Raw genomic sequence first — 26,109 nt, 5'->3', positions numbered from 1 at the left:
TTGGTAAAAATAGGAAATGCGCCCCGTCAATTTTTCCTATTTGGAAAGGCTTAAAATTTTCGACATTGTCCGTATCGTTGTCGGCATTTTTGCGCCAATTTGTTCAGCAAGTTTTAGCTGCTGCCCGGCCTGGTCGTCACCAAGTTGACCGGAAACAATCCTGTTAACTAATTCAAAACATCGCGTCCATGGTTTTCCGGGTAGGGCGTTGAACGCCTCGATGATGCATTCGTTCCGTCTGTTTAGCGCGTCCTGATAAGCTAGGCTGCGCTTTCCTGATCGCTGATTGGCAAGGTTTAACTCAACTAAAACGGATTGCGCCAAATCAGGCGGCAATGCCTTTTGAAGCTCCAGGGATAATTTGACTTGGAATCGTTCTTTAGGTGTCATTTTGTATTTTTGGTTGATTGAGTCGTGAAAATAGTTAAAGTTGAAAACACTAAACCCCCTTACAACTCGCCAGGCATTAGCGAAAAACCGGGGCTCCTTTTACCCGTACTGAGTCTTTCTCCAGAAGGACCCAAAGCCACCATTCTTGAATCACTTTGAAACTTGATGCCGCATTTTGCGCAAAGGAAAGCCCCTTGCACGCCGCCGGCGAATATAACCGGAACAGAACGCTCTCGACCTTTGCGGCGATTGAAGGGCTTGCGGCATCCATAGCAGACATTCTTGAAATAGACCGTGCTATTGCTGCCGGTTTGTAACGGCCTGGATGATTGCTTTGGGTTAACGTCGAATATCGATATTTTTCTCATATTTATTGCCCGGATTAAATTGCTTAAAAAAATTATTTACCCCCCCTCTACCCTCCAGAAGTGGGGGAATTGGGGGAGATTGCCTTCTATGCCATATGTGGCGCGGCTTTGGCGCTCCCCCATGTGTTAAAAAACTGGGGGAAATCTCCCCCAATCGCTTGAAAATCTCCCCCAAATAGGCCGGTTTTTTAACGAATCAATAAAAATCCTGGCCAATTTTGGCTTATGGCTGCGTTCGTTTGCTCCCCCAATTTCGGGGGAATCTCCCCCAATATTTTTTTAAGTGGGGGAGCTTGTAAGCCTTGATATATAAGGGATAGAGCTATATTTCCCCCAATTCCCCCAAAAATATATATACCCCCCCTCTACAATTCTTTATCCAGACTCGATCAAATCGGCGGAAAGGACCATCACACGCCTACTTCTGCCGCCAATGATCCGCTTAACTGCCAATCTCGGCGTTCCGTTTTCCCTGGGCTCGGTTGCTAGAACCACTCCCTTTTCACCCATGCGCCGCCAAAGACTGGCCGGTGATAGCAGAAACGCGTCTCCTTGAGTCCTGGCCAATTGTTGCGCCACGGCAAAGGCGGCGTTCTGCTCCAGCCAGACTTCGCGGCGGTTATCACTATCACAGTACCAACCGATACAGTCGCCGGCCGGTTTGTGAATCTTATCGCCGGCCATATCGACGGTGTCAGAACGCCAGCCCCAAGCATGAGGACGAGAGCGCGGCGGCCCCTGGTTCAATCGGCAAGCAATATGGGCGTTACCGCTGGCGAATGAGGCTCGCAACAGGTCCAGGAACCGTTCGGTTTCGTCCTGCTCATGCTGATAATCCCCTTGCTCAGTGAAAGCGCCTTGTAAATGCCGCTCAATATCGGACAAGATAGCGTTGCCCTGTTCGCTGATGAGCGCGCGGCTATCGGTCAGGAAATCCATTAACAGTTCGGCCCCAGCTACCAAATTGGCGTATATTTCGGGGGCGCGGGGGTGAGATGAAGCAAAACCATCCCGAATGGCGGCATTGCGTAAGCTGGCGATAGACTGCGGGAATTGTTTTTTAAGATCATCCAGGCGCGGTGCCAGCCATTGCAGATAGGCGGCCATAATCCCCATCAACTGGCCTGTTTCCGCTGCGTGCTGAAGCTTGGTTAATATGTCCGTATCAACGTCGGCGCGGGTGAGCTCCAGGATCAACAGCCGGCCTAGCAAGCTTTGGCCCTTGGGTAAATCCTCGCCCGTTATAAAAGTCATGGAGCGGTTATAAGGCGCGGCTTTTGCCTGCATATCGGAATCGCGGCGCCCTCTACCGGCCTGGTTGCCCGTGTTACGAATCAACCTTTCCGCTTTTGCGTGAATTTTCGATGCTTCCGACAAATTAACGGATGGTTTAAAGTCGTCGATAACGAAACAGCCGTCTTTCACCTGAAATGCTTTAGTCTCAATATCGTTGTCCGTATCGCTGAAGTTGGCCGGAAAACGGCGCGCATTGAAGTCGCCGAAAAACGCCAGCGGTATAGCGGTCACGGCTGATTTTTTCGCACCTGTGACCCCATGAATAAATAAAGCAAAGTCGGTGGGGTGGCATTCACCCAAAGGTGCCCGTGCAACAGCGGCCAGCAATGCCGCGCCGATATGTGGCTTGCCTGGACAGATGGTCAGCAAATGTAGAATTGAAGAGCAAGCCGTATTAATTTGCTTGGTATCAAAGGGCACCGGCAAAGCATAACGCCCCATATGACCGGCCCCTAAGTCGACTTGGACATCCGTTTTCAATCCATCCTTGGCAATAGCTCCGGAGCCGGTTAAATAATGCCATTGGTCATTAATTTGCTTCCAACCCGTATAGCGGAACAGGTGCCGGCGTGGAACATCCCCGTTCATTTTTGAATATAAATGGATCGCGGCGCGTAAGTTGTCCCGTTTAGCAGTGCCCGGATAAACGAAGGCCAAGGTTCCATAATGTTCATTAACCCAATTGCCCTGGGTCGAGTAAAACTTGTTAACCGGTACTTCAACGGCCGGCAGCATTAAGCCATCATTGCGCCGGCCTTCGATCACTAATATGGCTTTATCCTGTAAGCCATCATCTTGTGTCACTTCCTCCTTAATCTGGCAAACAAAATCACAAAGCGGAATGTAGACTTCATAGGTTGCTGTATCGGTTGGACCGGAATTAACCGCTTTGATTTGGTGGAAAGCGCCTGAAATAACTGCATAATCACCAAAGCGCTGAGTTATTGTTTTGCCGGAACCGCTGCCGCCACCTGTTTTTGATGACTTCGATTTAGGTGAGGATTTCGGTTTGACCGAGTTTTTGACGATCTCTAAAACCGGCTTGTCCGTTTTTTTTGTCATCGAGGCCCCTGTGTTTGAATATAGTAATCATTAAAATCGCCGGCGATAGGCGGAAACGCGACAAAGCCGCCGATAGCGGCGGCGGCTTCATTGGCTTTGGTCAATCCGGGGTTATTATTGGTATTCAGGTCGTTATCGGCACAGAAGATGATTTTCACGTCGGGTAAGTGCTTTCTGACTATGCGCCCGACCGCTAACAGGTTGTTGGCGGTGAAGGCGATATACACCCGATGGCCGGTTTCCTGGTGCAGTGTCGCCGCCGTTGCGAAGCCTTCGGCAATACAAACAGGATCGCTTTTTTCACCGATCCACCAGAACATTCCGGTCAGTTCCCCGCCTGGCAGAAAGTCTTTGCCGCGACCGAGTTCTGGCGGTTCCATAGGGAAGATGGCTTGAAGGTTGCGCAGTTTACCTTGCTCGTTATACAACGGGATCAGCAGCGCATTCTCAATGATGAGTTTTTGAGGCTTGCCGTCCAGGCCTTTGATAGTCCGGCGCCAGTCGGCAGCGCGGGCGCCATAGGGATTAATGCGCTTCTTCAGTACATAGGGATGTTCCAGCGGCACCACTTTGGCGGCCTGCCAAATGTCAAAAGCCCGTTGGGCGGTTTTATTGTGCCGACAGCGTTGTTCCTGATGGCGGCGTTCCTGTTCGGCTTTGATCCGCTCACGCTCTTCAGCGTTAATGGCTATGCCGCCTTTGTGGTCAATAAAAAAGGCTTTCTGCTCGCCTGTTTTGTGATTCCAAACGATGCCGCCCTGGCGATCTGGAAATATTTTAATTCGGCCATCGCCACGGCCTCTATGATCGTCTGTTAAATTGGCCGAATGAAACCGGCCATCGGTGGGTACATCTTTATAGTCAACCCCCGCAGCGGTGCACGCATCGCGCGCGGCGGTTTCCAAGTCTTTAAATTGATTTTCAAAAGTCATATATTTGCTCTCCTTGCCGGGGTGCATCCATCGCGCTAAACAGGTACAATAGCCGTGCGTTTTGGCTAGTATCTGTTTATAGATCGGAAGAACCCCGGCCCAAGTCATTGGGTACGGGGTTTTTTATTGCTCCGGACTGACGGCCTTGCGATAGGCGTCTACAAGTGAATCCATGTCCATGATTAGTTTTATGGCTGAATCGATTGCCCAATAAATGGAATCATCGGACGGCCGGCAGCTGGTGTCCTCAATGAAATGGGCATTGAGCATTGTCAAAATACTGATGGCCTGATTGGCCTGTGTGGAAACGCCATCAGATAAATCCCATGGGGTGGCATTATCTCCGCCAGGCGGCAGGCGGTGCCGGAAGTCCGGCATCAACTTGGGAGCTTGCAATGATTGGGTTTTAGTCTGCTTGGCGGCGATGCTGTCAGCGTTTACTCTTGGCGTGCTCATACGGATGCCTCCAGGCAAGCCGGCTCTATTTGGTCCAATAGTTCTCGACGGTTCGAATCATCTGCATTGGTATAGAAAAAAGTATATTTTGATATTTTGGCGTCGTGCCTGGTCTTTTTGATTTTGGCCAGCATCACCTGTGCCTGCTCAACCGTTCCAAGCAAAGGCGATAAGGGTACATTACAGATATTCCCTTGATTAACGGTAACCGTAAAACAGACAACATCAAAGGGACCGGGAGTTAAAAGCGCTTCATAATCAGCTTGCGGTATTACAAGACTCATACTGCACCTACAGCGATAGGGGCGCGTTTAGTTTGAATATCAGCAACGGCGCATTCTGATTTGGCTTTCTCGGCGATAATGTAAGCACTGAGCAAAGACTGGGCGTCCATGATTTCAAAGCGGATTGCCTGGGCGGATCGCCAAAGGGTATCGGGGTCAAAACTGGCCGGGTCGGTTATCTCGCAAGCGGTTTCGAGCAGGTCGGCCAATGCGCCGGCGCGTTGCAAAGCTGCATTGGCCATATCGTGCAAGTTGCAAAATTCGCCGTCTTGGCTGACATTTGCCCGATGATTGAAATTGACGTTTGGCTTATTGATTTGCTCGGCTTGAGCGTTTGATGCTGTCGTTTTCATGATTTTGCCTCGGCTATTATTATTTTGATTTGCTGCTCGATCTGATAAAGCGCGTCATCGCTCCAGCCCGGAACGTGGCGGATATGAAGGACCTCATGGAAGAGCCGGAAGGCTTCGGCATCGAGGCGGGTCAGCTCGCCCAGGCTATGTTGAAAAGGCCGGTCGGTCCGGTAGGCGCTCAGAAAGGCCTCGGCCAGGAATTGGCCCGCGCGGCCGCCTTGGGTGATGCGCTCCAGCAATAATTCAGGCTCAAGCGGTAAAGGCTTGATGCCTAGCTCCCGTTCCTGTTTGTTCAGAATGTCTTCGAGTGACCGCCTGCGGGGTGGGGTAATTTGAAAGCTCATTGCTCGCCCTCCGTCACTGCCAAGGCCATATGCAGTTTCGTTGCTGCATCAAGTAGGGCCTGGGCGTCTTCTATCATGGCTTGGGCGCTTTTCAGGTTGGGCTGCTCAAAGACGGTCAGCATTTCAAAAGAGCCTTTTACCGCCCGATATCGCCGTTCAAGTAATTGGATGTGCTGCCGGGTGGTCTCTTGGTTGTTATTGACAGAGGCGTTCATTGCTCGCCCTCCATGGTCATGCACTGAAATTTCACGACAGAATTTTGAATTAAAGGAACCAAGGCCGATGCTTGGCCAAATGTGAGATCACGGCAAACTACGCAGTGAATTGGGCTTTTTACGACTATTTCAAAAAGGGATGTTAGGCGCGGTTGGGCCTTAGGATTTGATTGAATCATGATTGACTCCAGAGAAAGGTTTTTAAACCCGACTCCGTAACGCCAATTATGGAGCCGAGGCTGAGCAGGTTGGCGTACCGGTCTCTGGAACCGGCCAGTCTTGCGACTGCCCACCCAGCCCCGACATAATGAGGACTGAGATTTTGCGCATAAAAAAACCGCAGGGCGCGGCTTATGCCAGAGATTCAGGACGCCAATCCCGGCTTTCGTTTTTTGCGAAAGCGAAATAAGCATAGACGCCTGGCGATAATTCGTCAAGCCGGTTTTCTTCCAGCGCTTCTTTCTGCGTCGATTAATCCGGCTTGGTTTGGTGGTGTCGTCTGGGCGGTCGGCAGCGATCATGCGGCACCGCCAAAACTTTTGAGGAGTTCGATAATATCGGACTTACGCCAGGCGCTGGTTTTTTCGCCCAACTTAACCGGCTGCGGATATTCTCCGCTTCGGACTTTGGCTAAAAACGTAGATCGTCCGATTGGTAGCAATCCTTCGATGCCGCGCTTCTTGCAACCGATGATATGCCAAATACGAAGATATGCCAGGGCAGCCAGTGCCTGTTCTGCTTGCTTTTCTGGTTCTGTAGATAGTTTGTGCATTTGTCTAATCTCGTTTATTGAATGACGAGATCAGCTTATGCAATGTAGTGTGATTATTCTAAGGACAGATAACCCGGTTAAATGTCCTCTTTACTTTAGCCGTGGGCTTGTGCTAGGTGCCGGTATATTGGCATAAACAGGACTTTCTTTTTTTCGCTTGTTTACCTGTCGTTTTAACCACTGATCGCAAGCTTCTTGGCTGGGAAATTTGAATTTTTTAAATACTTCTTCTGATGCTTTTCTTGGAGCAAGGCCTGACTTGATAGTGGCCCAATAATAGATAAACGCATCGTCATCATGTAACCTTGGTTCTTCGCCTGGTTCTTTGATAAGCATTATCTCAGCTACGTTTGACCATCGTTTTGAGTGTGATATATTTTTTCCCACGCTTTCCTTGAGATATTGCTTTGCATGTAGATACATTCTTAGATGATGTAACCCTTGTAAAATTGATATCAATTCTCTTGGGCTAAAGGATAAATCAATGACATCTTCCTTAGGTCTTAATGATTCGAGTTTTTTCTCGATATCTTTTTGCATTTCTGGATCGGTGCAGAATGCCAGCGCCATAGTTAAATTTATAAGTGAATTAGCATCAGCATAGCCAGGTTTAATTTTTGGTTGGTTTTCTTCCCATTCTGAATAAACTGCCTCTAATCTTTCAGATAGCAATTCAATCTCAAGAATATAATCTTGTTCACTACTCATTACGCACCATTAACGCGCTGCCATTACGAAGGGATTAACCGGAAATAGGGTAATGACTCCTACTTATCGCCCCGTCGGGCTATCCGGTTAAATTCAATTTTAACAGCTTATGCGCGTTTGCCAATCGGAATAACATCAGCGCCGGCCTTCAGGCTGTCCAGGTAATCCGCCCAGGCTTGCATCATCCTCCGCCTTTCATCCAAATATTGCGCCCGGTTGTAGGCGGCCCTTACGGCGTCTTTTGGCATGTGGCACAGCTGCCGCTCAATAGCATCTGGAGACCAACCTTGTTCATTCAGCAGAGTGCTGGCCGTGGTTCTGAATCCGTGGGCGGTCATCATATTGCTGTCATAGCCCAGCGTTTTAAGGGCGTTTCTGATCGTACCGTCCGACATTGGGCGGCCATCGCCTCGGCTGGAAGGGAATACATAGCGTCCCGATCCGGTAAGCGGTTTAATTTCCTCTAGTATGGAAACGGCCTGTTTGGATAGCGGGACAATATGAAGAATTTCGGTTTTGGTCACAAAGTAGCGCCACTCTTTGGCGCCTAAATCAACATCTTTCCATTCCATTTGTCTTATCTCGCCTGGCCGCTGGAATACCAATGGCGACAACCTAAACGCGCATTGAACCACAAAGGTTCCATGATAGTTGTATATATCCCTGAGCAATTGCGCCACGTCTTTAGGCTCGGTCAATGCGGCTCGGTGTTTTGCCTTTTGTGGCGGTATTTGTGCGGCTACTGCTTGCGCCGGGTCATAATCAGTAAATCCATGGGCAATGGCATAGCTGAATACGGCGCTTATATCGCTATGTACTCGATGCGCTGTTTCCAGTTCGTTTTTAGCGATCAGTGGCTTTATGGCGCTATAGATTTCAGGCGATTTAATCTCTTTTACGGGTAATGCGCCAAGAGAAGGGAAGGTGTGCAGTTCAAAGCGCCGGATTTTCTTCTGGTGGGTAATGTCTCTGACGGTGTGAGCGACTGATGCCAGCCAGTCACGCGCTACATGCTCGAAACTGTTGATGATGGGTAACCCGGCATCAAGGCGTTTTTTGCGATCAATGGCCGCCGCTTTTTGGGTCTTTTCCTGCTTTCGGGCTTGCCCGGGGTCTATGCCGTCCATAACCTGTTTTCGCGCTGCGTCCCGTTTTTCTCGCGCTTGTTTCAGGCTGGTTTCGGGATATACCCCCAAGGCTAAAGTTTTTTCCTTGCCGGCAAAACGGTACTTAAGGCGAAAGTATTTTGAACCGTTGGGATTGACCAATAAGAACATGCCTTTTTCATCGGCAATCTTGTAGGGCTTTTCTTGAGGCTTAGCGTTTTTGCAAGTTACATCTGATAGGGGCATTTGGGGGTATCTCCGCTTGGGGGTATTTGATGTACCCCTATTTATACCCCCTGTACCCCCTGTATTTCAATGAATCTTTCTGAACTTCATTGGACAATAACAGGCAATAAAAAACCCGCTAAGCCTTACGGCTTGCGGGTTTCTTGTGGTTCTTTGCACTGCACGGAACCTAAAAATGGTACCGAGGGTCGGAATCGAACCGACACTGAGTCACCCCAATTGGATTTTGAATCCAACGCGTCTACCAGTTTCGCCACCCCGGCAAAGAGCGCATATTATATTTACACTTTCCCAATCATGTCCAGTTTATTTTTTTAAAGTATATTCGCCAGCTTAAAACTGATAACATCGCGCGCCATGAAGAAAAGCGACTTTAACTACCATTTACCCGATCATCTGATCGCCCAGAAGCCCTTGCCGGATCGCAGCGCCAGCCGTCTGTTATGCATAGACAGGGATACGGGCCGGATAGACGACAGGCAATTTACCGATTTTATCGATTTGATCGATGAGCGCGATCTGCTGGTTTTTAATGACACCAAGGTTATCCCGGCTCGGCTGTTTGGCAGGAAGCAGACCGGCGGCAAAGTCGAGATTCTCATCGAGCGCATTCTCGATGCCCATAACGCCATTGCCCATGTCCGCGCCAGCAAAGCACCGAAAGCCGGCGCGGTGATCGAATTGGATCACGGTCATTGCTGCATTGTGCTGGGCCGGGAAAACGATTTGTTTCAACTGGAGTTTGCCGATGCGAATTTGCTCGCGTTATTGGAGCAAATTGGCCATATGCCATTGCCGCCTTATATCACGCGCGCCGATGACGAATCCGATCTGACCCGTTATCAGACGGTTTTCGCCAGAGAGGCGGGGGCGGTTGCGGCGCCGACGGCCGGCCTGCATTTTGATCAGGCGATGATGGACAGGATCAACGCCAAAGGCGTGCGGACGGCTTTTGTGACCTTGCATGTCGGTAGCGGTACGTTTCAGCCGGTCAGGGTCGAGGACTTGTCCGAGCATTTGATGCACAAAGAGTTTTTCTCCGTGGCATCAGGTACTGTCGAAGCGGTGCGCCAGGCCCGGGAGCGAGGCGGTCGGGTCATTGCCGTCGGCACGACGGCGGTCAGGGCGCTGGAATCGGCTTCTAAAAGCGGCTGTCTTGAACCCGGTTTTGGCGATACTGACCTGTTTATTACCCCGGGGTATCAATTCAGGTCCGTCGATGCGATGCTGACCAATTTTCATCTGCCGGAATCGACCTTGTTGATGCTGGTGTCCGCTTTTGCCGGGTATGAGTCTGTTATGAATGCTTATCGGCATGCCATCGATCAGTCTTACCGGTTTTTCAGTTATGGGGATGCGATGTTCTTGGGAACATTAAGGAACACGCATTAAATAATCTTCCTCAAGTGGACAGATGACTCTCCTATGCAGGTCGAATTCATTCGCACCTGCGGATTTATTTTGTGATTATTACTAAGTAATTGTTATATAATGCGTTTTATATTAACTGCTCATTAAATAATGGCTAACGATCCCGACTTGATTTTCTCACCCGTTGTTCCGCAAAAAGATAATCCATCCATGGTCTGGTCCGGTTTGGCCGGTTGCGGCGACGCGCTGGCCCTGGCTTCCGCCATTAAAAATGAAAACCGCCTGTTCGTTGTCGTTACGCCGGATAATCAGACAGCCTTGCGTCTGGAGCATGAGCTAGCGTTTTTTTTACAGGATGAACATCCCATTCTGCATTTTCCCGATTGGGAGACGCTGCCTTACGATGTGTTTTCGCCGTTGCCGGAAATTATCTCGGAACGGCTGAAAACCCTGGCGCTGTTGCCGCAGGTCAAACGCGGCGCGCTGATCGTATCGGTAACCACTTTAATGCACCGGCTGGCGCCGCGCGAGCATGTCCTGGCGCACAGCTTCGTCGTCAAGGTCGGCGATACTTTCAATCTGGAACTGAACAGAATCAAGCTCGAAAGCGTCGGTTATCAATGCGTGCCGCAGGTTTATCAGCATGCCGAGTTTGCCGTGCGCGGTTCAATAGTCGATTTGTTTCCGATGGGCAGCAAGGTGCCGTTCCGGATCGAATTATTTGACGAGGATATTGAATCGATCCGCACCTTTGATCCTGAAACCCAGCGATCACTGGACAAAATAGATCAGATCGAACTGTTCCCGGCGCGCGAGTTTCCGTTGACCGATGAGTCGATCAAACATTTCCGGCAGGCTTTCAGGGATTATTTTCCCCAGGCTTCGCCTAAAAATCACTTGTACCTCGATGTCAGCAAAGGCATTACGCCGGGAGGCATCGAATATTATCTGCCGTTGTTTGTCGAACAGACTGCCACATTGTTCGATTACCTGCCTGGCTCGGCGACTGTCGTCGTGCCCGCCGCTTTTGCTGATTTGTCGCAGGCTTTTTTTGCCGAAGCCGAAGAGCGTTTTCAGCAACGAAAATACGATGTCGAGCGGCCATTGCTGGCGCCTGAGCTATTGTTTTTATCGGCCCAGGAACTGGCGCAAAGAACGGCGGCGTTCGCCCGCATTACCATTGAAGGCCAAGGGGCGGTTATTGAAGGCAGCCGCATCGATTTCGACTGCCATGCGCTGCCGGATCTGACGATAGACGCGAAACTGAAAGAGCCGGCACAGGCTCTCCAGCAGTTTATGTGCGAGTTTGCCGGCAGGATACTGTTTGTGGCCGAATCGGCTGGCCGCCGCGAAGGTTTGATCGAAAAGCTGCGGCAATATGGCATCAAGGTCAGGCAGGTGGACAGTTGGCAGGGCTTCCTGGGCAGCGAGACATCGCCATGCATTGTGGTTGCGCCCATGGATCAGGGCTTGCGGCTGGAGAGGCCGCCCATAGCCGTGATTACCGAAAGCCTGTTGTCGGGCGAAAAAGCACAACAGCGACGCCGGCGGCGCAAATCGGCGGCCCGCGAGCTGGAAAATATCGTCAATAACCTGAACGAATTGACGATAGGTTCGCCAGTCGTGCATCAGGAACACGGCATCGGCCGCTATCTGGGTCTGCAGACCTTGCAGATCGGCGGCATAACGGCCGAATTTCTGACTCTGGAATACGCCAATAACGACAAGCTGTATGTGCCGGTGTCGTCGCTGAACGTGATCGGCCGTTATACGGGCATGAGCCCGGAAAACGCGCCATTGCACAAGTTGGGCGGCGATCAATGGAGCAAAGCCAAGAAAAAGGCTATCGAGCGCATCCGCGATGTCGCGGCCGAACTGCTGGAAATTCATGCCAAGCGGGCCATCAAGCAGGGCCATGCGTTCGATGTCGACAATGCTGAATATCAGGCTTTTGCCGATGCTTTCCCGTTTGAAGAAACGCCGGACCAGCAAACCGCCATCGAAGCCATCCTGGACGATATGGCCAGCCCGCAGCCCATGGACCGTGTTATTTGCGGCGATGTCGGTTTCGGTAAGACCGAAGTCTCGATGCGCGCGGCGTTTATCGCCGTGCAAAGCGGCAAACAGGTGGCGGTGCTGGTGCCGACGACCCTGCTGGCGCAGCAGCATTATCAGAATTTCCGCGACCGTTTCGCCGATTGGCCGGTACGCGTGGAAGTCATGTCGCGGTTTGTGACGCCCAAGCTGCAGAAAGAGATCGCGGAGGCTCTGGAGCAAGGCAAGGTCGACATCGTGATCGGCACGCATAAACTGCTATCGAACGAGATCAAATACAAGGCGCTGGGCCTGGTCGTAATCGACGAGGAACACCGTTTCGGCGTGCGTCAGAAAGAGCATTTCAAGAAATTGCGCAACGAACTGGACATGCTGACACTGACCGCGACGCCGATTCCGCGTACCTTGAATATGGCCATGTCCGGCCTGCGCGATATTTCCATTATCGCCAGTCCGCCGCCGAACCGGCATGCCATCAAGACTTTTATCAGCGAATGGATGGATTCGCAGATCAGGGAGGCTTGTCTGCGTGAGATCAAGCGCGGCGGTCAGGTTTTCTTTCTGCATAACGACGTCAAGTCGATGGAGAAAATGGCACTGGAACTCGGCAGGCTGGTGCCGGAAGCGCGCATTGAAACCGCACACGGCCAAATGCCTGAGCGCGAGCTGGAGCGCATCATGCTGGATTTTTATCATCAACGTTTCAATCTCCTGGTGTGCAGCACGATTATCGAAAGCGGCATCGACATTCCCAGCGCCAATACCATGATTATCAACAGGGCCGACAAACTGGGCCTGGCGCAGCTGCACCAGTTGCGCGGCCGCGTAGGGCGTTCTCATCATCGCGCTTATGCCTATTTGATCGTGCCGCCTAAAACCTTGCTGAGCAAGGATGCCGTGAAACGGTTGGAAGCGGTTGAGGCATCGGGCGATTTAGGTGCCGGTTTCATGCTGTCTTCACACGATCTGGAAATTCGCGGCGCCGGTGAATTGCTCGGGGACGATCAAAGCGGTCAAATTCAGGAAATCGGCTTTACGCTGTATACCGAGTTGCTGGAACGCGCGGTCAATGCGCTGAAATCGGGCAAGCAGCCGGAGCTCGAGGCGCCAATGGATGTGGGGCCGGAAGTCGATCTGCAGACGCCGGCGTTGATACCGGAGGATTATCTGCCCGATATTCATGCCCGGCTGGTGTTGTATAAGCGCATAGCCAGTGCCGAGACGCAGGATGATCTGCGTGAACTGCAGGTGGAAATGATAGACCGGTTCGGTCTTTTGCCGGAACCGGTAAAAACCCTGTTCAGTGTTACCGGGTTAAAACAGCAGGCCGAAAAACTGGGCATCAGGAAGATCGAGGCCAGCGCCGCCGGCGGTCGTCTTGTTTTCGGTGCTGAGCCAGCTATCAATACCGACCAGCTGATCACCTTGATACAAACCGAGGCCCAGATTTACAAGTTCGACGGCGCGGATAAATTAAGGTTTGTGAAAGCGTTCGCCACAACCCAAGAGAAGCTGGAATTTATCGCGGCGCTACTGCAACGGTTGACGATCGGGTAAAGTTTGGGCGATAGTCGGTTATCCTGACTGGTATTATTCACGTCGTTTTCAGCGGTCAGGCTAAGATTAGCGCTCATATCAATTTAATGGTCAAACAGGATGAAAAAAATATTGCTGCTGTTGGGTTTTCTCTTCGTCGCCGGCGTAGGCACGGCCGATGCAGCTTTCAGGTGCGGGAACAGGCTTGTCCAGATCGGCGATCATGAAATGGAGGTTCTGCAAAAATGCGGCGAGCCCGAATTCAAGGATGAACGAATAGGGTATACCGGGGAACGCTTGCGGCATCCTCGCGGCGCACTCGAAATTGAAGAATATGAACAAATTATCATACATGAGTGGATTTACAATTTCGGGCCGAGACGGCTTAAGCAGCGCTTGTTGTTTGAAAACGGCATATTAAAAGAAATAAATGATCTTGAGCGTGGTTACTGAAAATAAATGATCGTCCCCGTTGTCAATTTGTCGAAAATAGCCATCGCCCTGTCATGCTGTCTGCAGTTATCAGCCTGTGCCGAGGTTAAAGAGGCCGGCAGAACCATAGGTCATACCACGCGCAATGTCACCACGGAAATTGGCCACGGCACGCGCGATGCCGCCAAGTCGATCGGCAGAGGCACCCGAAGAGTGGTCGAATCGGTGACCGCGGACGGAGAATAAAGATTAAATGGATGTTACGCTTCTTTATCGACTGACTGGATGTAAGCCGCCGATAGGTTTACTATCTTCGACTGGTTGAAACATTGACGGGGTAAGCTGAACAAATGCCGCGATTGCAAGTTGGAATGATAAGGAGCCTAATGGCTTATGGCTTGGTGATGCTGTTGATTTTATTCAGCGGCCGGGTTTTGTCGGAAGGCAATGACTATCGGATTGAGCTGATGATTTTTTCGCAAAATATGTCCAATACCGAGGTGTTTGAGCAAACCGAGAGTCAAATTCAATGGCCGGCCGGTCTGACTGATCTGTCAGCTTATAACAAAGCCGATACGTTGGCGCTTGCCGATGCTTATGCGGTTTTATCAAAAGATCCGGCTTATCGAGCGATTATGCACGTTGCCTGGCTTCAGACCGTTGCAGAGGGGGCGCTGAGCCGGCCTGTCCATATTCAGAATCCGGAGGGAACATTGAACGGTTTTGTGCGCATCCAGCGCGGTCAGACGCTGCAGTTGATTGTCGATCTGGAATATGCGCAGAGGCAGGATTTTAACGAGGCGCTTGTTTACCGGTTAAATGAAAGCCGGCGCATTAAATTCAATGAGGTTCATTATTTCGATCATCCCAAATTCGGCGTTGTTGCAAAGGTAAGTCCGCTATAGACCATGCAGGAGACGACCGAAGCCATTCTACAGCAAGCCGTTCGGCATGCCGTTGACACCAAGACACCCGTGAACATCACCGGCGGCAACAGCAAGGCTTTTCTCGGCAGGGAATCGGACGGGGTTACGCTAAGCACCTGTGCGCATCAAGGCATCGTCAATTACCATCCCTCGGAACTGATCATTACGGCCCGCGCCGGCACGCTATTATCGGCTATGGAACAAACCCTGGCTGAATGTGGCCAGATGCTGGCATTTGAGCCGCCTTATTTTGCCGACACGGCAACATTGGGTGGTACGATCGCGTGCGGGCTGTCCGGTCCAAGGCGCCCGTTTACCGGGTCTGCGCGGGATTTTGTCCTGGGTTGCAAACTCATTAACGGCAAGGCGGAAATCGTATCGTTCGGCGGCGAGGTCATAAAAAATGTGGCCGGTTACGATGTGGCGCGCCTGATGGCCGGCGCCATGGGCACGCTGGGAGTGCTGTTGGAAGTGTCTTTGAAAGTGTTGCCATTGCCCATACTTGAATTGACGAGCTGTTTCGAACTGGAGCCATCCGATGCGATCAGTAAAATGGCGGCGCTGGCTTCGCGATCGCTGCCGGTTTCGGGCTTAAGTTACAACGGCCGTATCTTGTATGTCAGATTATCCGGCTCGGAAAAAGCCGTCAAAGTCTCCGCCGATAAAATAGGCGGCGATGCGGCAATAGCCGACCGCTCGTTTTGGCGGAAGTTAAATGAGCAGCATCTGGATTTCTTTCAAGAGGACATGAATTTATGGCGTATCGTCGTGCCTCCCGCCACAGCGCAGCTGGATTTGGCCGGCACTTGGTTTTACGACTGGTGCGGCGGCTTGCGCTGGTTGAAATCGGACGAACCGGCGCAACGTATTTTTGCGGCGGCGGAAAAGGCACAGGGGCATGCGGATTTATTCAAAGGCAAGGACCGCAGCGGCGATGTCTTTCAGCCATTGACCGGCACGCTGCAACAGCTCAACCGGAATATAAAGCGGGCGTTCGATCCAGCCGGCATCTTCAACCCGAACAGACTGTACCGGGACTGGTAGATGCAGACTAATCTGGCCGAATTCGTTAAGAGCAAGCCCGAGCACGAGGAATTGGAGAGTATCCTGCGAGCCTGCGTGCATTGCGGGTTCTGCAATGCGACATGCCCGACCTATCAAGTGTTAGGCGACGAGCTTGACGGCCCGCGCGGACGCATTTATTTATTGAAACAGCTACTGGAAGGCGGACCTGCCACGCGCGTCACGCAGCAGCGTCTGGATCGTTGCCTGAGCTGTCGAGCCTGTGAGACGACCTGTCCTTCGGGGGTTCGTTACGGACGCCTGCTCGATCTGGGGCGGGTCATGCTGGATGAACGGGTGGGACGCGCAGTCGGGCAAAAAATGCTGAGGGGATTGATCAAAACGGTTTTGCCTTATCAGAACCGCTTTGCCGCCTTGCTGCAGGGCGCCCGGTTGGTCAAGCCGGTTTTACCGCAAGCATTAAAAAATAAAATCCCGGCTAGCGCAAAGGCTGTTATCTGGCCTGAACCGGTCCATGACCGGAAAATGCTGATATTGCCGGGCTGTGTGCAGCAGGCTCTGGCGCCGTCGATCGATGCGGCAACGGCCAGGGTTTTGGATAAACTGGGTATTTCGTTAATTCCGGTCAAGGCGGGCGGTTGTTGCGGCGCCCTGGATTATCACTTGTCCGATCATGAAAAAGCGTTGGCGTTTGCGCGCGGAAACATCGATGCCTGCTGGCCTTATATTGAGCAGGGCGCCGAAGCCGTTGTCATGACGGCAAGCGGTTGCGGCGTCATGATGAAAGACTATGGCGAGTTATTGAGGCATGATTGCAATTATGCTGAAAAAGCCGCTCGATTCTCGGCGCTGGCCAAGGATGTCAGTATCGTGTTAGTGTCGGAAGACCTGTCCGTGTTTAGGGGGGATGGCCGAAAGGTTGCTTTTCAGTCGCCATGCACGCTACAGCATGGGCTGAAAATAACCGGGGTTGTGGAAGTGATACTCGAACAAGTCGGCTACCAGCTGACGGCGGTTGCCGATGCGCATCTTTGCTGCGGCTCGGCGGGTGTTTATTCGATACTGGAGCCGGCCTTGTCCCGGCAGTTAGTGAACAACAAGTTACAGGCGCTACAGGCGAATGAGCCCGATGTTATTGCAACAGCCAATATAGGCTGTTTAAATCATCTGCAATCGGCCAGTTCCAAAAAGGTCTTGCATTGGATTGAATTGTTGCTTTGCGAAACAGTCTTAGAAAATAATTGAAGCGAGCGTGGTAATTGGCTATGGTACGAACTGTTTGTTTGCAGGTTATTCAGGTTATAATGGCAGCTTTTCGTTAAGCTCTTGTTAATATTCAAGGGCTTTTTTATTATTATCAGGCGCGTAAGTCGCTGTTTCATCGCAATAAAGCCAGGTCGGTTCCGGGCTTTTTATTTACGGGTGATTGACTAATACACTATATGACACAAAAACTTTATATTCAGACCAATGGTTGTCAAATGAATGAGTATGATTCCGATAAAATGCGGGATGTACTCAAAGCTTCACATGGTCTTGAACTGATTGATGATCCGAAACAGGCCGATGTCCTGTTGCTCAATACCTGTTCAATACGCGAAAAAGCGCAGGAAAAAGTCTTCTCGGCATTAGGCAAATGGCGCAAAATCAAAGATCAGCGTCCCGATGTCATCATTGGCGTCGGCGGTTGCGTGGCCAGCCAGGAAGGGGCGGCGATCCAGAAACGCGCGCCTTATGTCGACATCGTGTTCGGTCCGCAAACCTTGCATCGCTTGCCGCAATTGCTCGATCAGGCCCGCACGAAACAGGAACGTGTGGTCGATGTGTCATTCCCCGAAATCGAAAAGTTCGATGCCCTGCCGGAGCCCCGGGCCGAAGGCCCGAAAGCGTTTGTTTCGGTCATGGAAGGCTGCAGTAAGTATTGTACGTTCTGCGTCGTTCCTTATACGCGCGGAGAAGAAATCAGCCGGCCGCTGGATGATGTGATCGCAGAGGTCACCGCGTTGGCGGCGCAGGGCGTGCGTGAAATCAATCTGCTAGGGCAGAATGTCAATGCCTATCGCGGCGAGATGGACGATGGCGATATCGCCGATTTCGCCTTGTTGCTGCATTATGTCGCGGCCGTGGATGGCATAGACCGCATTCGGTTTACCACGTCCCATCCGGTTGAATTCACCGACAGCCTGATTGAAGCGTTTGGTGAAATCCCGCAGCTCGTTGACCATTTGCATCTGCCGGTGCAAAGCGGCAGCGATCACATTTTGAAACTGATGAAGCGTGGCCATGCGCGCGCCGACTATATTGAAAAAATTCGCAAATTGCGCGAAGTAAGACCGAATATTTATCTGTCTTCGGATTTTATCGTCGGTTTTCCAGGCGAATCCGATGCTGAATTTGAAGAAACCATGTCGCTTATCGAAGAAATCGGTTTCGACCTGTCTTACAGTTTTATTTACAGTCAACGCCCCGGGACACCTGCGGCCGATATGCCCGATGATGTGCCCGAGGAAGTCAAAAAACAGCGTCTTGACCGTCTCCAGCAACGAATCAACGAGATGGCGGCCGCGATTTCAGAAAGCATGGTCAATACCGTTCAGACTGTTTTGGTCGAAGGCCAATCCAGAAAGAACCCGCTGCAGATGCAGGGCAGAACCGAAAACAACCGTGTCGTCAATTTCATAGCGCACCCAAGGCTGACCGGACAGTTTGTCGACGTATTGATCACCGAAGCGTTAGCTAATTCTTTGCGAGGTCGTATTGTGGATACTTCTGTCGACAAAATTATTCAACACAATTGATCGTTGACTGATATGACAACTCAGGAAATTACCCTGTTGCCTGCCGATAATGTCAGGCTTTCCAATTTTTGTGGTCAGTTCGACTCTCATCTGCGGCAAATAGAAGCCCGCCTTCAGGTTGAAATCGCCAATCGCGGTAACCATTTTAAAGTCACCGGTCCGGACAGTTCGGTAAAAGCCGCTTGCGCGGTCATGCTGAAGCTATTCGAAAGCACCGAAAAAGAACCGCTGACCTCGGAATTGATTCATCTGGCCATGCAGGATGCTTCGGTCGAACAGATTTTGGCCGCACCTGAAGATCAGGATAAGCCCATTGTCCTGATCAAGACCAAGCGCGGCATTCTGAAAGGCCGCGGCGCCAATCAGCAGGAATATCTGCGCAAAATCATGTCACATGACATCAATTTCGGCGTGGGTCCGGCCGGAACCGGCAAGACCTATCTGGCTGTGGCTTGCGCGGTCGAAGCGCTGCAAACAGAAAAGGTCAGAAAAATCATTCTGGTGCGTCCAGCGGTGGAAGCCGGCGAGAAACTTGGTTTCCTGCCCGGCGATATGGCGCAAAAGGTCGATCCGTATTTGCGGCCTCTTTATGATGCCTTGTACGAAATGCTCGGCTTTGAACGCGTCGAAAAATTGATCGATCGCGGCATTATCGAAGTGGCGCCGCTGGCGTTTATGCGCGGCCGGACGCTCAACGATGCCTTCATTATTCTGGATGAGGCGCAGAACACGACGACCGAACAGATCAAGATGTTTCTGACGCGTGTCGGTTTCGGCTCAACCGCTGTGGTAACGGGCGATGTGACTCAGATAGATTTGCCGTCGGAAAAAATGTCCGGCTTAAGGCATGTGCTTGAGGTATTGAAAGATGTCGAAGGCATCAGTTTTACTTTTTTCAATGCGCGCGATGTAGTCCGGCATCCTCTGGTGCAACGCATTGTTTCCGCTTATGAAGCGTACGACAAGAAAAACAAGGCTAATTAATGAGCCAAATTGAGATTCAGCGCGTTTTTGAATCGGAAGGACAGCCGGATCAGGCGCAAATTCAGACATGGATCGATGCGGCGCTTGAGGATGTCGATCAAGATTTCGAAATTGTCGTTCGCATTGTCGATGAAACGGAAAGTGCCCAACTCAATGAACAATATCGGCACAAAAAAGGCCCGACCAATATTCTCAGCTTTCCTTTCGAGGTGCCTGACGGCTTTGAATTGAATTTATTGGGCGATCTGGTGATCTGCGCGCCGGTAGTCGCCAGGGAAGCGGATGAGCAGGGCAAGATGCCGGGTCACCATTGGGCGCATATTATTGTACATGGCGTATTGCACTTATTGGGCTATGATCATATCGACGATGATGAAGCCGAACAGATGGAAAGCAAAGAGATGGAAATTCTGAAGAAACTGGATATAAATAATCCTTATACAGAGGTAATAGAAGCATGAGCGATGAACACCCCCCAAGTAGAAACTCCCCGCAGAAAAGTTGGGTCGATAAAATCAGCCATCTGCTGACCGGGGAGCCGCAAGATTTGGATGACCTTCTTGAAATATTGAGAGAAGCTAGGGAAAAACGATTACTGGATACCGATGCCCTGTCCATGATTGAAGGGGTTCTACAAGTATCCGAAATGCGGGTCAGGGATATTATGATTCCGCGTATTCAAATGGTGGTAGTGCCGCGTGACGCAGAGCTCGACACCATCTTTCCGCTGGTTTTGGAATCGGCGCATTCACGTTTTCCGGTTATTGAAGATGATCGCAGTAAAGTTGTCGGTATTTTGCTGGCAAAGGATCTGTTGGCGCACGCCTTGCAAAATAAGCATCTAAAAGTTGAAGAAATCATGCGTCCGGTCAATTTTGTTCCGGAAAGCAAACGCTTGAATGTTTTGCTGAAAGAATTCCGCACCAACCGCGATCACATGGCGATTGTGATCGATGAGTATGGATTGGCGGCCGGTTTGGTCACCATTGAGGACGTGTTAGAACAAATTGTCGGTGAAATCGAGGATGAATACGATGAGCAGGAAGATGAAGGCTATATCTCCCAGCGCAGTGAAAATGAATTCATGGTCAAAGCCTTAACGCCGATAGAAGAATTCGATGACTATTTTTCCACGCATTTGGAAACGGACGAGTACGATACCGTTGGCGGATTTATTGTCAGCCAGATGGAGCACATGCCCAAAAAAGGCGAAAGCCTGGTTGTCGATAATTTACGTTTCGAAATAATCAGGGCTGATAATCGGCGTTTGCACCTGATTAAGTTAAAAAAAACGACTAATGGAGGAGGATAGCAGGTGTGAGCAAACAAACGGTATTGGTCACCGGCGGAGCCGGTTATATTGGCAGTCATGCGTGTGTTGAACTGCTGGAGGCTGAATATCAGGTTGTCGTTGTCGATAATCTGTCTAACAGCAAACCGGAGTCTTTGCGCCGGGTGGAGCGGATAACCGGCAAATCGCTACAGTTTTATGAGGCGGATATTCGCGACAAGCAGGCGCTGGCAGCGATTTTCAATCGGGAGTCCATCACTGCCGTTATGCATTTCGCCGGATTAAAGGCGGTGGGCGAATCGTGTGCACAGCCGTTAAATTACTATCATAACAATGTATATGGCACACTGGTGCTGGCTGAAGCCATGTCCGAGGCCAATGTCAAGCAACTGGTATTCAGCTCTTCCGCTACCGTTTACGGGGAATCCGCATCTGTCCAGTATGCCGAGGATTTTCCTTTAGGCGCGATCAATCCCTATGGGCGGTCCAAATACATGATAGAGGAGATTTTGCGCGACCTGTCGGCGGCCGATAGTGTCATTGGGGCGCAATCTCCCTGGAAAATCGCCTTGTTGCGCTATTTTAATCCGATCGGTGCGCACGAAAGCGGCTTGATCGGCGAAGACCCCAATGGCATTCCCAATAACCTGATGCCTTATGTTTCGCAGGTGGCCATCGGCAAACTGAAGCAATTATCCGTATTCGGCGATGACTATCCGACTCATGACGGCACCGGTGTCAGGGATTATATTCATGTGGTCGATCTGGTCAAAGGCCATCTCAAGGCATTGGACGTGCTGCAGAGTGAAAAATTCGAGTTGGGCGGATGCAAAGCCTATAATCTCGGTACAGGCAGAGGTTATAGCGTGCTTGAAATCATAAAAACCTTCGAAGCGGTTACCGGGCGAAAAGTCGATTACAAAATTGCTCCGCGCCGGGCGGGGGATCTTGCCGAATGCTTTGCCAATCCTGAGTTGGCATATAAGGAACTTGGCTGGAAGGCAGAGAAAAACCTTGATGATATGATTGCGGATACCTGGAACTGGCAGTGCCAAAATCCGCAAGGGTATGTTTAAGAGTAACTTTCGGATAAGGTCGAAACCCTGTTAAAGTTGATCATTATTCCTTGCTGGTTTTAGACCTCGGCCTTCAGGCTGAAAGGAGCGCCCGCAACAAGCGAAGCGAAGTTGTTTTCTTGGGCGCGGATTGGGAAGGGGATGCAGCCCCTCTTCCCAATCATTGGCGTCATCCCGCAGGGATGTTTCCTTATTGCTTGGCATTATAAAGCAGGGTCTTGCATGATTATTCTATAAGGAAATTAATTGCATGCTTAATAACCGGTTTTTAAAGTAACGAGGCAATTCCTTATAATTATTTGCTAGTCGTTTTCTTGGCTGTTTTCACGCTTTTCTTTGTTTTGATCACGGATTTGATTCTGCTAGTGCTTTTTGCTTTAGCCGTTCTCCGGGGGGTGCGGATCTTCTTTGCTTTAGCCGTTCCCCGGATTTTGCGGGCCTTCTTTGCTTTGCTTGCTTGCTTGGTTTTATTTAATCTTTTGATCTGTCTGGCTTTGCTCTTGTTAATGCCATCGCCCTGCGCCAGTCGAGTTGAAGTAGCCGGATGACTGCCGCAGCCTAGCTGATAAGGCGGGGTTCCGACAGATCTGATTTGTATGGAATTAATGTTTTTTGATGAGGGAGGGGCAGGTTCTTTGGCGAACCCGGCATCCATTAACTGAGTCATGAGTTGATAGCGTTCCTTGCTGGTCATTCCGCCTAATACCACTCCGATCAATCGGTGACCATTCTTATGAGCCGAAGCCATCAAGTTATAGCCCGACCCGCAGGTGAATCCTGTCTTCATGCCTTCCGCGCCAGGGTAGTTTTTTACGAAAGCATTGATGCTGCGTAAAGTGGTTCCTTTGTAATCAAAATTTTTAGCCGAGAAAAACTCATAATACCGGGGAAAGTCACGTTGGATTCGCCAGGCCAAAACCGCGAGATCTCGTGAAGTGGTGACTTGCATGTCATTGGGAAGTCCGGTCGCATTCATGAATCGGGTGCTGCGCATTCCCAATGCGTGCGCCTTGGCTGTCATCATCGCTCCAAAGTTTTCTTCAGTGCCTCCCAATTCTTCTCCAAGAACGACAGCCACATCATTGGCGGAGCGCGTGATGACCGCCAAAACAGCCTCTTTGACGGTTAGTTTTTCTCCCTGCCTCAAGCCCAGCTTGCTATTCGGTTGCTGAGCAGCGTGCCTGGAGGCAGTCAATTTATCATCCAGACTGATTTGACCTTTTTTTAACGCGTCAAAGGTCATGTAAAGCGTCATGGTTTTAGTGAGGGAGGCTGGAAACCAGAGATGATTTGCCTCCACCTCGTGCAATATGCGGCCGTTATCGGCATCTATTACGATGGCGGCGTATCTTCCGTAACTGATTTCAGATACGAAAAATAACAAAACAGGCAGCAAAATAAGTCGAATGAATTTCACGTTTAGTAATAGGAAGTTGGTTTATTAAAAATTTGATTGATAGCTAAAGCACGGTTACGAGCTAATTTTGCATTTGTTAAACCTAACGAATAGTACAAGTGAAATTTAAACGCGCATTATACCAATTGAATTAGTGATACGCTGCCGGAATCGATATGAAACCTGTCCGGTTAAGTACTGCCACTATCCGCGAGGTTGTGAAAAATAAGTTATAAACCATTTGACATTTTTGTATTTTTTTATCATTGGCAGTCTGGTTGCGACAGGCTGATCTACATACAAACTAATGTTCAATTTTAATTGAACATTTGTCTTAAGCAGAATCAGTGCTATTGCTAATAACAACTTAATCATTCAGCGTGGAATTTTTTATCTAAAAAATTAACGCGTCATTAAATTAATCATTAAGAATCGCGTGAAATCTTGCCGATTACGAGAAACAATGAATCCTTAATAACTGGGTTAATCAGGGATGGTTTCTTATTCTGTTTATCATACTTTGTCAAAGGGCAAGGAATTCGCATCATGCCGGTTGCCGGATATGAGTAACATTGAGCGTATGGGCAATGGCAATTAAAAAATTATTCCGAATACTGGCAAAATACAAAACAACCAATATTTAATAATTATTATATTAGAGGATAATAATAAAGCTGATATATTGGGTTTAGGCTGAATTACAAAGCTACTTTGATGCTCATCATGAATATGGATATGTCGGACAACTCTATTGCCTGTTGGTTAATTTATTATTTCAATAAATAAAATAATATTTATATTCAATAGGATAGCTTGGCTATAGATGAGTGTGTTGCTAATCTTATAACTTATATAAATTAAACTAAATCAGTACAATAAACCCAGCCTAATTTATCGAGAGCATAGAATTGGTTGATGATTCCGGTCTCTCTTAGCAATTGCAATATCATGAATTCTCAATCAAAAATTACTCACCTTGATGCGCTGGCGTTCGATAATCGTTTTATACGGGAGTTGCCCGGCGATCCGGAAACCTTGAATAATCGACGTCAGGTAATCGGCGCCTGTTATTCTCGTGTGTTGCCGGCCAAAGTTGCGAAACCCAAAATGGTTGCCTATTCCAGAGAGGTTGCGGAGCAACTGGATCTGGCCCCGGAAACCTGCGAATCCGACCATTTTACTGAAGTATTCACAGGCAATCGGTTATCGGCTGGCATGGAGCCTTATGCAGCCTGTTACGGAGGGCATCAGTTTGGTAATTGGGCAGGGCAGTTGGGCGATGGGCGCGCTATCAATCTGGGCGAGGTGCTGAATCGACAGGGTCAGCGCTGGGTTTTGCAGCTTAAAGGCGCCGGCCCTACGCCTTACTCGCGTACAGCGGACGGTTTGGCGGTATTGCGCTCATCAGTGCGCGAGTTTCTGTGTAGCGAGGCCATGCATCACTTGGGCGTGCCGACCACGCGGGCGTTGAGCTTGACACTCACTGGAGAAAGCGTGATCCGGGATATGTTCTACAACGGCAATCCCAAGGCTGAGCCGGGGGCTGTCGTATGCCGGGTTGCGCCTTCCTTCACACGTTTCGGCAGCTTCCAGATTTTCGCGGCACGCGGCGATATCCCTTTGCTCAAGAAGTTGACCGACTATACGATTCAAACTGACTTTCCACACCTAGGCGAGCCTTCTCCGGCTGTTTATCAGGCCTGGTTTGAAGAAGTTTGCCGCAGAACGGCCGAAATGATTGTGCATTGGCAGCGCGTGGGATTTGTCCATGGCGTTATGAATACCGACAACATGTCGATCCTCGGACTCACCATCGACTACGGGCCTTACGGTTGGCTGGAGAATTACGATCCTGACTGGACACCCAATACGACCGATGCCTCAATGCGTCGCTATCGTTTTGGTAATCAGCCCCAGATTGCTTTCTGGAATCTGGTGCAATTGGCCAATGCCATTTATCCGATGATTGAACAAGTCGAGCCGTTGCAGCAGGCGATAAATGTATATGCTGAAAGCTTCGAGCAAGGTTGGCAGGATATGATGGCCAAGAAGCTGGGCTTGAGTGCATTTGACGATGAGTTAAGTACGGAATTATTGGCGATTTTACCGCTGGTGGAAACGGATATGACTATTTTCTACCGCAAACTCGCCGAGCTGGAGCTTGATAACAAGCCGCTGGACGATATGGATGAAGCACTGATCATGCCATTGATGGAAGCTTATTATGTGCCGGAGCAATTGACCGTTGACTATAAAAAACGCATGGGCGATTGGTTAAGAAATTACATGCGGCGACTGCGAGAGGAGGGTATATCCGATCAGGCCAGAAGGGTGCGCATGAATGCGGTCAATCCTAAATACGTGCTGAGAAATTATATGGCTCAACTGGCCATCGACAAGGCGGAATCCGGCGATTACTCAATGATTGATGAGTTATTGGAACTGTTGCGCCGTCCCTACGACGAGCAGACCGATAAGGAGGCGTTCGCTGTGAAACGTCCCGAGTGGGCACGGCAAAGAGCCGGTTGTTCGATGTTGTCGTGCAGTTCTTGAGCAAATATGCAGGTAATAATCGTTGGTTGTGTTTGATATTCATAATTTTTAAGAGGTTGCGACAAATATATAAAAATAATATTAACTTTGAAAAAGTAGAGCGATTCAAGTAGGGGTACAGGTATTTCGTTGTGCT

Annotated in this window: 27 protein-coding genes and 1 tRNA gene; 14 read left to right on the top strand and 14 right to left on the bottom strand. The window is 50.1% G+C overall.

The features are described 5' to 3' along the window. Nucleotides 1-36: 36 nt before the first annotated feature. Nucleotides 37-390, bottom strand: coding sequence for a hypothetical protein (locus EK22_RS00625; RefSeq protein ID WP_036247031.1), 354 nt, complete (start codon nucleotides 388-390; stop codon nucleotides 37-39). A gap of 155 nt (nucleotides 391-545) precedes the next feature. Here EK22_RS00625 and EK22_RS24595 point away from each other — a divergent pair, with 155 nt between their 5' ends. Further along, a complete protein-coding gene (locus tag EK22_RS24595; RefSeq protein ID WP_161786361.1) occupies nucleotides 546-707 on the top strand; it encodes a hypothetical protein in 162 nt (53 codons plus the stop codon). 426 nt (nucleotides 708-1,133) lie between these two features. Here the strand turns inward: EK22_RS24595 and EK22_RS25115 are convergent, their stop codons facing one another. From EK22_RS25115 to EK22_RS00560, 12 genes are all read right to left on the bottom strand, one after another. Beyond that, nucleotides 1,134-3,116: a cell wall-binding protein gene (locus EK22_RS25115; RefSeq protein ID WP_036247027.1), complete on the bottom strand. Its 1,983-nt coding sequence runs from the start codon at nucleotides 3,114-3,116 to the stop codon at nucleotides 1,134-1,136. Continuing rightward, nucleotides 3,113-4,048, bottom strand: a complete 936-nt coding sequence (locus EK22_RS00610) for a toprim domain-containing protein (RefSeq protein ID WP_036247169.1) — start codon at nucleotides 4,046-4,048, stop codon at nucleotides 3,113-3,115. Before EK22_RS00610 ends, EK22_RS25115 begins: the two co-directional genes overlap by 4 nt. Before the next feature lie 123 nt (nucleotides 4,049-4,171). Further along, nucleotides 4,172-4,504 carry a hypothetical protein gene (locus EK22_RS00605; protein WP_036247025.1) on the bottom strand — a complete coding sequence of 111 codons (333 nt, stop codon included), beginning with the start codon at nucleotides 4,502-4,504 and terminating at the stop codon, nucleotides 4,172-4,174. Next, on the bottom strand, nucleotides 4,501-4,788 hold the full coding sequence (locus tag EK22_RS00600) for a hypothetical protein (RefSeq protein ID WP_036247023.1): 288 nt from the start codon (nucleotides 4,786-4,788) through the stop codon (nucleotides 4,501-4,503). Before EK22_RS00600 ends, EK22_RS00605 begins: the two co-directional genes overlap by 4 nt. Next, entirely contained in the window at nucleotides 4,785-5,141 is a 357-nt protein-coding gene (locus tag EK22_RS00595) for a hypothetical protein (RefSeq protein WP_036247021.1), read from the bottom strand. The genes EK22_RS00600 and EK22_RS00595 overlap by 4 nt, the downstream gene beginning before the upstream one ends. After that, nucleotides 5,138-5,485: a hypothetical protein gene (locus EK22_RS00590; RefSeq protein WP_036247019.1), complete on the bottom strand. Its 348-nt coding sequence runs from the start codon at nucleotides 5,483-5,485 to the stop codon at nucleotides 5,138-5,140. The genes EK22_RS00595 and EK22_RS00590 overlap by 4 nt, the downstream gene beginning before the upstream one ends. Next, nucleotides 5,482-5,700: a hypothetical protein gene (locus EK22_RS00585; RefSeq protein ID WP_036247017.1), complete on the bottom strand. Its 219-nt coding sequence runs from the start codon at nucleotides 5,698-5,700 to the stop codon at nucleotides 5,482-5,484. The genes EK22_RS00590 and EK22_RS00585 overlap by 4 nt, the downstream gene beginning before the upstream one ends. After that, on the bottom strand, nucleotides 5,697-6,221 hold the full coding sequence (locus EK22_RS00580) for a hypothetical protein (RefSeq protein WP_036247015.1): 525 nt from the start codon (nucleotides 6,219-6,221) through the stop codon (nucleotides 5,697-5,699). The genes EK22_RS00585 and EK22_RS00580 overlap by 4 nt, the downstream gene beginning before the upstream one ends. Next, on the bottom strand, nucleotides 6,218-6,472 hold the full coding sequence (locus tag EK22_RS00575) for a helix-turn-helix transcriptional regulator (RefSeq protein WP_051961562.1): 255 nt from the start codon (nucleotides 6,470-6,472) through the stop codon (nucleotides 6,218-6,220). The genes EK22_RS00580 and EK22_RS00575 overlap by 4 nt, the downstream gene beginning before the upstream one ends. A 90-nt stretch (nucleotides 6,473-6,562) precedes the next feature. Continuing rightward, nucleotides 6,563-7,180 (bottom strand): hypothetical protein, encoded by a 618-nt coding sequence (locus EK22_RS00570; protein WP_036247014.1) that lies wholly within the window; start codon nucleotides 7,178-7,180, stop codon nucleotides 6,563-6,565. Between the two features lie 107 nt (nucleotides 7,181-7,287). Further along, nucleotides 7,288-8,532, bottom strand: coding sequence for a tyrosine-type recombinase/integrase (locus EK22_RS00565; protein ID WP_036247012.1), 1,245 nt, complete (start codon nucleotides 8,530-8,532; stop codon nucleotides 7,288-7,290). A 176-nt stretch (nucleotides 8,533-8,708) separates the two neighbouring features. Continuing rightward, nucleotides 8,709-8,795, bottom strand: a tRNA-Leu gene (locus EK22_RS00560). Between the two features lie 94 nt (nucleotides 8,796-8,889). Here EK22_RS00560 and queA point away from each other — a divergent pair. The 12 genes from queA (at nucleotide 8,890) to galE (ending at nucleotide 22,024) form a co-directional block, all read left to right on the top strand. Then, a complete protein-coding gene (gene queA / locus EK22_RS00555) occupies nucleotides 8,890-9,924 on the top strand; it encodes a tRNA preQ1(34) S-adenosylmethionine ribosyltransferase-isomerase QueA (protein ID WP_036247010.1) in 1,035 nt (344 codons plus the stop codon). Between the two features lie 129 nt (nucleotides 9,925-10,053). Then, entirely contained in the window at nucleotides 10,054-13,515 is a 3,462-nt protein-coding gene (gene mfd / locus EK22_RS00550; RefSeq protein ID WP_036247008.1) for a transcription-repair coupling factor, read from the top strand. A gap of 207 nt (nucleotides 13,516-13,722) precedes the next feature. Continuing rightward, nucleotides 13,723-13,947, top strand: coding sequence for a DUF2845 domain-containing protein (locus EK22_RS00545; RefSeq protein WP_232216298.1), 225 nt, complete (start codon nucleotides 13,723-13,725; stop codon nucleotides 13,945-13,947). A 6-nt stretch (nucleotides 13,948-13,953) separates the two neighbouring features. After that, on the top strand, nucleotides 13,954-14,172 hold the full coding sequence (locus EK22_RS00540; RefSeq protein ID WP_036247006.1) for a hypothetical protein: 219 nt from the start codon (nucleotides 13,954-13,956) through the stop codon (nucleotides 14,170-14,172). A gap of 140 nt (nucleotides 14,173-14,312) precedes the next feature. Continuing rightward, complete coding sequence (locus tag EK22_RS00535; protein WP_036247004.1) at nucleotides 14,313-14,831, top strand: CsiV family protein; 519 nt, start codon at nucleotides 14,313-14,315, stop codon at nucleotides 14,829-14,831. 3 nt (nucleotides 14,832-14,834) lie between these two features. After that, the gene (glcE, locus tag EK22_RS00530; protein ID WP_036246999.1) at nucleotides 14,835-15,896 is read left to right on the top strand and encodes a glycolate oxidase subunit GlcE; all 1,062 of its coding nucleotides are present in this window, start codon (nucleotides 14,835-14,837) and stop codon (nucleotides 15,894-15,896) included. Further along, nucleotides 15,897-17,120: a glycolate oxidase subunit GlcF gene (glcF, locus tag EK22_RS00525; protein ID WP_020157123.1), complete on the top strand. Its 1,224-nt coding sequence runs from the start codon at nucleotides 15,897-15,899 to the stop codon at nucleotides 17,118-17,120. A 197-nt stretch (nucleotides 17,121-17,317) separates the two neighbouring features. Beyond that, on the top strand, nucleotides 17,318-18,673 hold the full coding sequence (gene miaB / locus EK22_RS00520) for a tRNA (N6-isopentenyl adenosine(37)-C2)-methylthiotransferase MiaB (RefSeq protein WP_036246997.1): 1,356 nt from the start codon (nucleotides 17,318-17,320) through the stop codon (nucleotides 18,671-18,673). Nucleotides 18,674-18,685: 12 nt separating this feature from the next. Continuing rightward, complete coding sequence (locus EK22_RS00515) at nucleotides 18,686-19,657, top strand: PhoH family protein (protein WP_027146921.1); 972 nt, start codon at nucleotides 18,686-18,688, stop codon at nucleotides 19,655-19,657. After that, entirely contained in the window at nucleotides 19,657-20,118 is a 462-nt protein-coding gene (gene ybeY / locus EK22_RS00510) for an rRNA maturation RNase YbeY (RefSeq protein ID WP_020157120.1), read from the top strand. Before EK22_RS00515 ends, ybeY begins: the two co-directional genes overlap by 1 nt. Further along, entirely contained in the window at nucleotides 20,115-20,969 is an 855-nt protein-coding gene (locus tag EK22_RS00505; protein WP_020157119.1) for an HlyC/CorC family transporter, read from the top strand. Before ybeY ends, EK22_RS00505 begins: the two co-directional genes overlap by 4 nt. A 5-nt stretch (nucleotides 20,970-20,974) precedes the next feature. Next, a complete protein-coding gene (gene galE / locus EK22_RS00500) occupies nucleotides 20,975-22,024 on the top strand; it encodes a UDP-glucose 4-epimerase GalE (protein WP_036246994.1) in 1,050 nt (349 codons plus the stop codon). Between the two features lie 295 nt (nucleotides 22,025-22,319). Here galE and EK22_RS00495 read toward each other — a convergent pair whose 3' ends face one another. Further along, nucleotides 22,320-23,441, bottom strand: a complete 1,122-nt coding sequence (locus EK22_RS00495) for a D-alanyl-D-alanine carboxypeptidase family protein (RefSeq protein WP_152564965.1) — start codon at nucleotides 23,439-23,441, stop codon at nucleotides 22,320-22,322. 927 nt (nucleotides 23,442-24,368) lie between these two features. Between EK22_RS00495 and EK22_RS00490 the strand changes: the two genes are divergently transcribed. After that, nucleotides 24,369-25,973: a protein adenylyltransferase SelO gene (locus tag EK22_RS00490; RefSeq protein ID WP_036246992.1), complete on the top strand. Its 1,605-nt coding sequence runs from the start codon at nucleotides 24,369-24,371 to the stop codon at nucleotides 25,971-25,973. Nucleotides 25,974-26,109: the final 136 nt, after the last annotated feature.

The organism is Methylobacter sp. BBA5.1 (assembly GCF_000746145.1).
GTDB classification, from domain to species: Bacteria; Pseudomonadota; Gammaproteobacteria; order Methylococcales; family Methylomonadaceae; genus Methylobacter; species Methylobacter marinus.
Note: the sequence above shows the minus strand (reverse complement) of the source record. Positions and strands in the feature narration are given on the sequence as shown.

Excerpts from the sequence above, each read along its gene's own strand:
- EK22_RS00540 (WP_036247006.1), top strand. The coding sequence starts at position 13,954 with ATGATCGTCCCCGTTGTCAATTTGTCGAAAATAGCCATCGCCCTGTCA.
- EK22_RS00575 (WP_051961562.1), bottom strand. The coding sequence starts at position 6,472 with ATGCACAAACTATCTACAGAACCAGAAAAGCAAGCAGAACAGGCACTG.
- EK22_RS00570 (WP_036247014.1), bottom strand. The coding sequence starts at position 7,180 with ATGAGTAGTGAACAAGATTATATTCTTGAGATTGAATTGCTATCTGAA.
- EK22_RS00590 (WP_036247019.1), bottom strand. The coding sequence starts at position 5,485 with ATGAGCTTTCAAATTACCCCACCCCGCAGGCGGTCACTCGAAGACATT.
- EK22_RS25115 (WP_036247027.1), bottom strand. The coding sequence starts at position 3,116 with ATGACAAAAAAAACGGACAAGCCGGTTTTAGAGATCGTCAAAAACTCG.
- miaB (WP_036246997.1), top strand. The coding sequence starts at position 17,318 with ATGACACAAAAACTTTATATTCAGACCAATGGTTGTCAAATGAATGAG.
- glcF (WP_020157123.1), top strand. The coding sequence starts at position 15,897 with ATGCAGACTAATCTGGCCGAATTCGTTAAGAGCAAGCCCGAGCACGAG.
- EK22_RS00580 (WP_036247015.1), bottom strand. The coding sequence starts at position 6,221 with ATGATCGCTGCCGACCGCCCAGACGACACCACCAAACCAAGCCGGATT.
- EK22_RS00505 (WP_020157119.1), top strand. The coding sequence starts at position 20,115 with ATGAGCGATGAACACCCCCCAAGTAGAAACTCCCCGCAGAAAAGTTGG.
- queA (WP_036247010.1), top strand. The coding sequence starts at position 8,890 with ATGAAGAAAAGCGACTTTAACTACCATTTACCCGATCATCTGATCGCC.
- EK22_RS00545 (WP_232216298.1), top strand. The coding sequence starts at position 13,723 with ATGGAGGTTCTGCAAAAATGCGGCGAGCCCGAATTCAAGGATGAACGA.
- EK22_RS00585 (WP_036247017.1), bottom strand. The coding sequence starts at position 5,700 with ATGAACGCCTCTGTCAATAACAACCAAGAGACCACCCGGCAGCACATC.
- EK22_RS00600 (WP_036247023.1), bottom strand. The coding sequence starts at position 4,788 with ATGAGTCTTGTAATACCGCAAGCTGATTATGAAGCGCTTTTAACTCCC.
- EK22_RS00535 (WP_036247004.1), top strand. The coding sequence starts at position 14,313 with ATGGCTTATGGCTTGGTGATGCTGTTGATTTTATTCAGCGGCCGGGTT.
- EK22_RS00625 (WP_036247031.1), bottom strand. The coding sequence starts at position 390 with ATGACACCTAAAGAACGATTCCAAGTCAAATTATCCCTGGAGCTTCAA.
- glcE (WP_036246999.1), top strand. The coding sequence starts at position 14,835 with ATGCAGGAGACGACCGAAGCCATTCTACAGCAAGCCGTTCGGCATGCC.
- mfd (WP_036247008.1), top strand. The coding sequence starts at position 10,054 with ATGGCTAACGATCCCGACTTGATTTTCTCACCCGTTGTTCCGCAAAAA.
- EK22_RS00595 (WP_036247021.1), bottom strand. The coding sequence starts at position 5,141 with ATGAAAACGACAGCATCAAACGCTCAAGCCGAGCAAATCAATAAGCCA.
- EK22_RS00605 (WP_036247025.1), bottom strand. The coding sequence starts at position 4,504 with ATGAGCACGCCAAGAGTAAACGCTGACAGCATCGCCGCCAAGCAGACT.
- EK22_RS00610 (WP_036247169.1), bottom strand. The coding sequence starts at position 4,048 with ATGACTTTTGAAAATCAATTTAAAGACTTGGAAACCGCCGCGCGCGAT.
- ybeY (WP_020157120.1), top strand. The coding sequence starts at position 19,657 with ATGAGCCAAATTGAGATTCAGCGCGTTTTTGAATCGGAAGGACAGCCG.
- EK22_RS00565 (WP_036247012.1), bottom strand. The coding sequence starts at position 8,532 with ATGCCCCTATCAGATGTAACTTGCAAAAACGCTAAGCCTCAAGAAAAG.
- EK22_RS00515 (WP_027146921.1), top strand. The coding sequence starts at position 18,686 with ATGACAACTCAGGAAATTACCCTGTTGCCTGCCGATAATGTCAGGCTT.
- EK22_RS00490 (WP_036246992.1), top strand. The coding sequence starts at position 24,369 with ATGAATTCTCAATCAAAAATTACTCACCTTGATGCGCTGGCGTTCGAT.